Source organism: Acidovorax sp. KPB24-03 (assembly GCF_057546605.1).
The window spans coordinates 1-7,423 of record NZ_BAAJYR010000169.1 but is presented as its reverse complement, the minus strand read 5'-3'; the positions used below and the strand labels follow the sequence as shown (position 1 = coordinate 7,423).

The 7,423-nt window shown below is 68.3% G+C and carries 7 protein-coding genes; 3 read left to right on the top strand and 4 right to left on the bottom strand.

All coding sequences use genetic code 11. From position 1 onward, the window contains the following. Positions 1-70 precede the first annotated feature (70 nt). Both aroC and AC27KI_RS15930 read right to left on the bottom strand, forming a co-directional pair. Entirely contained in the window at positions 71-1,168 is a 1,098-nt protein-coding gene (gene aroC, locus AC27KI_RS15935; RefSeq protein ID WP_272563966.1) for a chorismate synthase, read from the bottom strand. A 130-nt stretch (positions 1,169-1,298) separates the two neighbouring features. Further along, positions 1,299-1,754 carry a CBS domain-containing protein gene (locus AC27KI_RS15930; protein WP_272563967.1) on the bottom strand — a complete coding sequence of 152 codons (456 nt, stop codon included), beginning with the start codon at positions 1,752-1,754 and terminating at the stop codon, positions 1,299-1,301. 98 nt (positions 1,755-1,852) lie between these two features. Here AC27KI_RS15930 and AC27KI_RS15925 point away from each other — a divergent pair, with 98 nt between their 5' ends. Both AC27KI_RS15925 and AC27KI_RS15920 read left to right on the top strand, forming a co-directional pair. Beyond that, complete coding sequence (locus AC27KI_RS15925; protein ID WP_487114697.1) at positions 1,853-3,163, top strand: O-acetylhomoserine aminocarboxypropyltransferase; 1,311 nt, start codon at positions 1,853-1,855, stop codon at positions 3,161-3,163. Next, positions 3,163-3,972: an alpha/beta fold hydrolase gene (locus AC27KI_RS15920; RefSeq protein WP_487114700.1), complete on the top strand. Its 810-nt coding sequence runs from the start codon at positions 3,163-3,165 to the stop codon at positions 3,970-3,972. The genes AC27KI_RS15925 and AC27KI_RS15920 overlap by 1 nt, the downstream gene beginning before the upstream one ends. Positions 3,973-3,977: 5 nt before the next feature. Here the strand turns inward: AC27KI_RS15920 and AC27KI_RS15915 are convergent, their stop codons facing one another. Further along, the gene (locus tag AC27KI_RS15915; RefSeq protein ID WP_487114695.1) at positions 3,978-5,417 is read right to left on the bottom strand and encodes an NHL repeat-containing protein; all 1,440 of its coding nucleotides are present in this window, start codon (positions 5,415-5,417) and stop codon (positions 3,978-3,980) included. Positions 5,418-5,595: 178 nt separating this feature from the next. Between AC27KI_RS15915 and AC27KI_RS15910 the strand changes: the two genes are divergently transcribed. Beyond that, complete coding sequence (locus AC27KI_RS15910; RefSeq protein WP_487114693.1) at positions 5,596-6,540, top strand: hypothetical protein; 945 nt, start codon at positions 5,596-5,598, stop codon at positions 6,538-6,540. 234 nt (positions 6,541-6,774) lie between these two features. On the opposite strand, the gene AC27KI_RS15905 is transcribed toward AC27KI_RS15910, so the two are convergent. Further along, positions 6,775-7,423: HAD family hydrolase (locus AC27KI_RS15905; RefSeq protein WP_487114691.1), on the bottom strand; the 649-nt coding region annotated here is incomplete at its 5' end.

Genomic DNA, 7,423 nt, shown 5'->3' with positions numbered 1-7,423 from the left:
GGTCCCTGTGGCGCCCCCCGTGCCTGCCTCGGCCGCGCGCTGAGGCGGGGGGGGCCCGAGGGCCCCGGGCTCAGAGAAACGATGCCTGGATCGGCGGCACCGGCGGCTCGACGTCGCCGCACTGCCCGCGGTGGCGCAGGGCATGGTCCATCACGACCAGCGCCAGCAGGGCCTCGGCGATGGGCGCGGCGCGGATGCCCACGCAGGGGTCGTGCCGGCCCTTGGTGATGACCTCGGTGCTCTGGCCGTGCACGTCGATGGATTCGCGCGGGCTGATGATGGAACTGGTGGGCTTGATGGCCAGCGACACCTCGATGTCCTGCCCCGTGCTGATGCCGCCGAGCACACCGCCGGCGTTGTTGCTGGCAAAGCCCCTGGGCGTGAGCGAATCGCCGTGGGTGGTGCCGCGCTGCGCCACGCTGGCAAAGCCCGCGCCGATCTCCACGCCCTTGACGGCATTGAGCCCCATCATGGCGTGGGCGATGTCGGCATCCAGCTTGTCGTACAGCGGCTCGCCCAGGCCGACCGGCACGCCCGTGGCCTGCACGCGGATGCGCGCGCCGCACGAATCGCCCGACTTGCGCAGCGCGTCCATGTAGTCCTCGTACGCGGACACGTCGGCGACCGGCGCGAAGAACGGGTTCTGGGGCACGTGGTCCCAGCTTTCGAACGGAATGGCCAGCTCGCCGATCTGCGTCATGCAGGCGCGAAAGCGAACGCCGTATTTTTCGGACAACCACTTCTTGGCGACCGCGCCGGCCGCCACCGTGGGGGCGGTGAGCCGCGCCGACGAACGCCCGCCGCCGCGCGGGTCGCGGATGCCAAACTTGTGCCAGTAGGTGTAGTCGGCGTGGCCGGGGCGAAAGCTCTCGGCGATGTTGGAGTAGTCCTTGCTGCGCTGGTCGGTGTTGCGGATCAGCAGGGCGATGGGCGTGCCGGTGGTCTTGCCTTCGTACACGCCGGAGAGGATCTCGACCGTGTCGGCCTCGTTGCGCTGGGTGACGTGGCGGCTGGTGCCGGGGCGGCGGCGGTCCAGGTCGGCCTGGATGTCCGCCTCGGACAGGGGCATGCCGGGGGGGCAGCCGTCGATCACGCAGCCGATGGCCGGGCCGTGGGATTCACCGAAGTTGGTGACTGCGAATAGGGTGCCGAGTGTGTTGCCGCTCATGGGGCGCGATTATCACCGAGCCTTGCGGCCCGGCCCGGTCCATCCCACCTCGCGCCGAATGCTATTAAAAACATAGCAAACCAGGCAATCGATACCCCGGCATGGGGCCGGTTGGGCTTGAAGGGAGCGATCAGACCGCAGGGCGGGCGTCTTCCTCGGGCCAGTCGCGGATGTAGGCCTTGAGCATCTTGTTCTCGAAGTTCTGGGCATCCACGACGGCCTTGGCGACGTCGTAGAAGCTGATCACGCCCATGAGCATCTTCTTGTCCATCACCGGCATGTAGCGGGCATGGCGGTTGAGCATCATGCGGCGCACCTCGTCCATGTCGGTCTCGAGCGTGCAGGTGAGCGGGGCGTCGTCCATGGCCGTGCGCACGAGCAGGGTGCCGACCGAACCGCCGTTCTTCACCACGGCCTGGATCACTTCGCGGAAGGTGAGCATGCCCACCAGGTCACCCAGGTCCATGACCACGAGCGAACCGATGTCCTTTTCGGACATGATTTCAGCGGCCTGGGACAGCGGCTCGTCGGCGTTGACGGTGTAGAGGGTGTTGCCTTTGACGCGAAGGATGTCGCTGACTTTCATGGGGGAGGTCTCCGTGGTGCGCGCCAAAGCGCTGCTGGCTGAATCCTGCGCAATATAGCCCACAATGCGGCGCTTACCCCCCTACAGAGGAGACACGGATGCCCGGTTACTCAGACCCTGGCTTCGACACACTGGCGCTGCACGCGGGCGCCTCGCCCGACCCGGCCACCGGGGCGCGCGCCGTTCCCATCCACCTCACGACGTCGTTCGTGTTCGAGTCGAGCGACCACGCGGCCGCGCTGTTCAACCTGGAACGCCCGGGCCACGTGTACAGCCGCATCAGCAACCCCACCAACGCCGTGCTGGAGCAGCGCGTGGCCGCCCTGGAAGGCGGCGTGGGCGCCATCGCGGTGGCCAGCGGCCAGGCCGCGCTGCACCTGGCGATCTGCACGCTGATGGGCGCGGGCGGCCACATCGTGGCCAGCACCGCGCTGTATGGCGGATCGCAGAACCTGCTGCACTACACGCTGGCACGCTTCGGCATCGAGACCACCTTCGTCGCCCCGGGCGACATCGACGGCTGGCGCGCCGCGGCGCGGCCCAACACCCGCCTGTTCTTCGGCGAGACCGTGGGCAACCCGGGCCTGGACGTGCTGGACATTCCCACGGTGAGCGCCATCGCGCACGAGGCCGGCGTGCCGCTGCTGGTGGACTCCACCCTCACCTCGCCGTGGCTCATGCGGCCCTTCGAGCACGGTGCGGACCTGGTGTACCACTCGGCCACCAAGTTCCTGTCGGGCCACGGGACCGTGATCGGCGGGATCGTGGTGGACGGCGGCAGCTTCGACTGGGAGGGCCCGCGCACCGCGGGGCGCTTTGCCGAACTGACGCAGCCGTACGACGGCTTTCACAACATGGTGTTCACCGAGGAAAGCACCGTGGGCGCCTTCCTGCTGCGCGCACGGCGCGAGGGCCTGCGCGACTTCGGCGCGTGCATGAGCCCGCACACGGCCTGGCTGATCCTGCAGGGCATCGAGACGCTGGCGCTGCGCATGGAGCGCCACATGCGCAATACGCAGAAGGTGGTGGAGTTCCTGGCCAGCCACCCCTTCGTCTCGCGCGTGGGGCACCCGATGCTCGATTCGCACCCCAGCCACGCGCTGGCGCAAAAGCTGCTGCCACGCGGCGCGGGATCGGTGTTCAGCTTCGACCTGAAGGGCAACCGCGCGCAGGGCAAGAAGTTCATCGAGACGCTGAAGGTCTTCAGCCACCTGGCCAACGTGGGCGACTGCCGCAGCCTGGTGATCCACCCGGCCAGCACCACGCACTTTCGCATGAGCGACGAGGCGCTCGCCCAGGCCGGCATCTCGCAGGGCACGATCCGCCTGTCGATCGGCCTGGAAGACGCGGACGACCTCATCGACGACCTGCAGCGCGCGCTGAAAGCCGCAGAAAAGGCAGGTGCGTGATGCGCATCACCGTCAACGGCCACGGCACCTATTGCTACACCGGCGGCAAGGCGTTCGACGCGGCCAAGCCGACCGTCGTCTTCATCCACGGCGTGCTCAACGACCACAGCGTGTGGGCGCTGCAAAGCCGCTATTTCGCCAACCACGGCTGGAACGTGCTGGCGGTGGACCTGCCGGGCCACTGCCGCAGCGAGGGCGATGCGCCCGAAAGCGTCGAGCAGGCGGCCGGCTTCATCGCCGCGCTGCTGGATGCGGCCGGCGTGGCCCGCGCCGCGCTGGTGGGCCACAGCTGGGGATCGCTGATCGCGCTGGAGGCCGCCGCCCGCCTGCAGGACCGCATCACGCACCTGGTGCTGGTGGGCACCGCCTACCCGATGAAGGTGTCCCCCGCCCTCATCGAGTCGGCCCTGAACACGCCCGAGAAGGCGCTGCGCATGGTGAACGTGTTCTCGCGCAGCACGCTGGCCTCGCCCTCGGGCGCGGGCTTCTGGGCCTTTGGCGCGGGCATGGCCCTGGGCCGCCGCGTGCTGCGCAGCAACCCGGCCGTGAACGTGTTCCACCGCGGCTTTCTGGCCTGCGACCGCTATGCGTGCGGCGAGGCGGCCATCGCGCGGATCACCTGCCCGGTGCTGTTCGCCCTGGGCGCGCAGGACCAGATGACCAACCCGAAGGCGGCGCAGGGCCTGATCGCGGCGGCGCGCGCGGCCGGCAAGGCGGTGCAGGTGGCGAGCCTGCCGGTCGGCCACCACCAGATGACGGAGGCGCCGGACGCCACGTTGTTCGCGATCCGGGACTTCCTCGCGGCCTAGCGGTTTTACGAACGGCCGGTGGACGTGCCCAGCGTGCGCACGACCCTCAGCACCAGGTTGCGCGCACTGTCTTCCTCCGAGCTGATCACGAGCCAGCGCCCCGCGCCGTCCCGGAGCACCTCGCGCGGCTCTGCACTGGTCGGCGGGTCCTGAATGGAAGTCGCCACGTTGGTGTCATTGTTGGCCAGTGCACCGTTGCCCGTCAGGCTCGTCCACACCGCACGGAACCGGCGTGCAGTGGTGCCCGCTGCCGCGCCTTCCTCGATGGCACCGAAGGCCTTCATGCTTTCGTCGCTCTGGACGAAGAAGGATTTGAGGCGATAGTTGGCAGGAAGCACCACGCGCTCGATGCCTTGGTCGCCAAAGGACGTGTCGAGCGCGCCATTGGCACTGAACTTGGCGACGCTGAGCTGGCAGTCGCTGCCCGCGCAGGTTCTGGCGGCGACGACGAATCCGCCATCGGGATGGGGCGCGAGTTGGTATTCCTTCAACTCCGCCCCGAAGGACGTCCAGCCACCGAAGGTCTGCGCCTGCGTCCCGCCCGCGTGCACCGCGATGCAAAGCCCGGGGTCGGATCGGGGGTCTGCGTAGATCCGGCCACCCAGTTGGCCTGCGGTGACGATGCTGCCGTTGCGCAGTGCCAGCACCACCGCGCCGCTGGCCTCGCAGGGCGCAGGCGGCTGCGATGCCGTCGGTTGATTGAACGCGGCATCGGGGATTCCGTCCGCAGACAGGCGGCGCAAAGAGCGGCCGAACACTTGCAGGATGGGGCGGTCGTTGGACGTCAGCAGAACGGGTTTCTGATCGGGCTGGATCGCCAGAGCGAGGGTGTTGAGATTGGTGGAGACGAATCCCTCCGCAACGCCCTGGGTGCCGAATGTGCTGTCGACCGCCCCATTCGCGGTGAGGCCGACCACGGTGTGGTGCCATGTGCCGGGCTCCCCGGACGCCGTCAGGCACCGGGTCTGGTAGGACGGTGAGAAACACGGCTCGTGTGCCTGAACCGCCACCAGGATTCTGCCGTCGGCCTGGAGTCGAACATCGCCGAGCGACTCGTATCCCTTGACGGAAAACCGTGCTTCGCCGTTTTGGCCGAAGCCCCTGTCGACATGTCCGTCGGCGCCCATCCGGACGACAAAGGTCTGCGTGGCGGGCAGCGATCCGAAACCCGAAGGGGCTGCGGGGACCGCGACCCTGCTGCCCGCAATCAGCAGCCTGCCATCCGGCTGCACGCCCAGGCTGGCGAAGGATGGCGTGCCGAGCGGGAAGGTGGCCACCCCGGCTTCGCCGTACGTGGTGTCGACCTTCAGGGCATCGGACAGAGTGACCGTGGTGGATCCCGATCCGCCGCCACAGGCCGTCAACCCGAATGCCACCAGGCAACTCGCCAGCCAGACGTCGTGTGTCGATCGTTGAAAGATACGCCCCGTATCGAGTCGATGCATGCCAAACCCCTCCGTTGATTGAAAAACCTTGCCGGACATTCTGCATGGCTGGTCGCTGGGTTTCACTCCGCGGGCTTGCGTTGTGTGGGATGGCGTAACACCCGCCGAAAGATCTGCGATAGATTCCGCCATTCCGAACAACACCCCCGGTACGGAAAAATGGGGAGGGAGGCAACCGATGCGTGAGTTTCTGATGTGGGAAAACGAACCGGTGGCCGTGCCCGCGTTCCGGTCGATCGCGATCGTGGAGGGCACGATCCACGCCCCGACCATCGCCCCGCACCTTCGCAAGCTCTACGCCCAGTTCGAAGCGCGCTTCGGCACGTCGGCGAACGAAACCTCGTACCACTTTCCCGGCTACAAGGGCAAGATCCGCCCGGCGACGCCGCGCATCCTGAACGACGGCCGCGCCTATCTCGCCCGGGACGGCGGCACCCCGTATGGCGAGGGCCTGCGCCGCTACGGCCACGCGCTCGCCGACTTCCCGCACCCCGGCTTGCCGTTCTTCGGCATCGAGCAGCGCAGCGACCGTTTCTTTCTGGAGACCGCGATACCGCAAGACTCGCCCCATTGGCACGGCTTCGCGCAGGAAGTCAGCGCGACCTTGATGGAACTGCCCACCATCAGCGGCACGATGGGCATGGGACGATTTCTCCCACCCCACAAAAGCAGCCTCAGGTTCCTGTTGAGCGCCGATCCGGAGCGCCATCGGGCCGCGTTCAGCACCGACGCCGACATGGTGGAGCCCGCGCTTCGCAGGGAAGGTTCACCGCATCGGTGGAAGGCGGGAGAAGAAGCCGGTATTGCCGATGTGGGCTGGCGAACGTTCATCGGCCGCGAATACTGGGACCGGATCGAACCCGCACTGGCCGAGCTGGCCCGCGACCCCGACATCGCGATCGAGCGATCCCCCCACCTTCTCTCGATCACGGCCGGCGATCGCCCGATCTGGGGCTCGCCCGACGAAACCGATGCGTTGCGGCCGTATCGAACGGTCGCCCGCGCGCTCGAGCCCGTCCGCCAGCCCCTCGGCGCCGCCCGGGCCTTCTGGTTCGGTGGCGGGGCCACCGACGATCATGATGATCGGGTCGCGGCGTACCTCGCCCGTTTGGAGCAGGCGTAGTGTTCCGCCCGCCGCACAGGCGCTTTCATGCTGTGCACTGCCATTCAGAGTGAAAAGCGCTCCATGCCCCAGTACTCATTGCCCTTGTAGCTATTGATTTAATAGCACTTCAGCAATCATCCCCGTGCGGATGCCCCTGCGGGAAAGCCATTGGGCCTACCCGCCCCACCCTGCGCGGCCACGCATCGGCGCCTCCATTGGGCGGTTACACGCCCCAGCCCGCGAGCGTGTCGGTCACGCCAGCAGCCGGCACAGCTCGGTGAGATCGGGCACCGTGGCGTGCGGCTCGCCGTCGTGCGGCCAGGCCGCCTCGGCGCGGTTGATCCACACCGCCTGCATGCCCGCGCCCAGGGCACCGTGCGCGTCCAGCGTGGCATCGTCGCCCACGTGCAGCACGCTGGCGGCCGGCACGCCCAGGGCCTCGGCGGCCGCATGGAAGATGCGCGGATCGGGCTTGGCGATGCCGAACTCGCGTGCGCTGATGCGGGCCTGGAAATAGGCGCCGATGCCGATCAGGTCCAGGTTGGCATTGCCGTTGGACAGGGCGGCCAGGGGATAGCGCATGGCCAGGAATTCCAGCGCCGCGATGGCGTCGTCGTACAGCTCCACGCGCTGGCGCTCCGCGAAGAAGGCATCGAAGGCGCCGTCGGTCAGCGCGGTGTCGTCGCCCGCCTGCCGCAGCGCGGCACGGATGCTTTCGCGGCGCAGGGCGCTCAGGTCGTGGGACAGCTGCGGATGCGCCTGCACGACCTGGCTGCGCAGCACGGCGGCGGCTTCGGGGTCGGCCAGGAGCGCGGCGGTGGCGGGCGCCCGGTCCTGCAGCCAGGCGCACAGGACGGCCTGCGCGCGGGCGATGGTGGGCCAGATGGGCCAGAGCGTGTCG

Coding starts and splice junctions, on each gene's coding strand:
- AC27KI_RS15925 (WP_487114697.1), top strand. CDS start 1,853: ATGCCCGGTTACTCAGACCCTGGCTTCGACACACTGGCGCTGCACGCG.
- AC27KI_RS15910 (WP_487114693.1), top strand. CDS start 5,596: ATGCGTGAGTTTCTGATGTGGGAAAACGAACCGGTGGCCGTGCCCGCG.
- AC27KI_RS15930 (WP_272563967.1), bottom strand. CDS start 1,754: ATGAAAGTCAGCGACATCCTTCGCGTCAAAGGCAACACCCTCTACACC.
- AC27KI_RS15915 (WP_487114695.1), bottom strand. CDS start 5,417: ATGCATCGACTCGATACGGGGCGTATCTTTCAACGATCGACACACGAC.
- aroC (WP_272563966.1), bottom strand. CDS start 1,168: ATGAGCGGCAACACACTCGGCACCCTATTCGCAGTCACCAACTTCGGT.
- AC27KI_RS15920 (WP_487114700.1), top strand. CDS start 3,163: ATGCGCATCACCGTCAACGGCCACGGCACCTATTGCTACACCGGCGGC.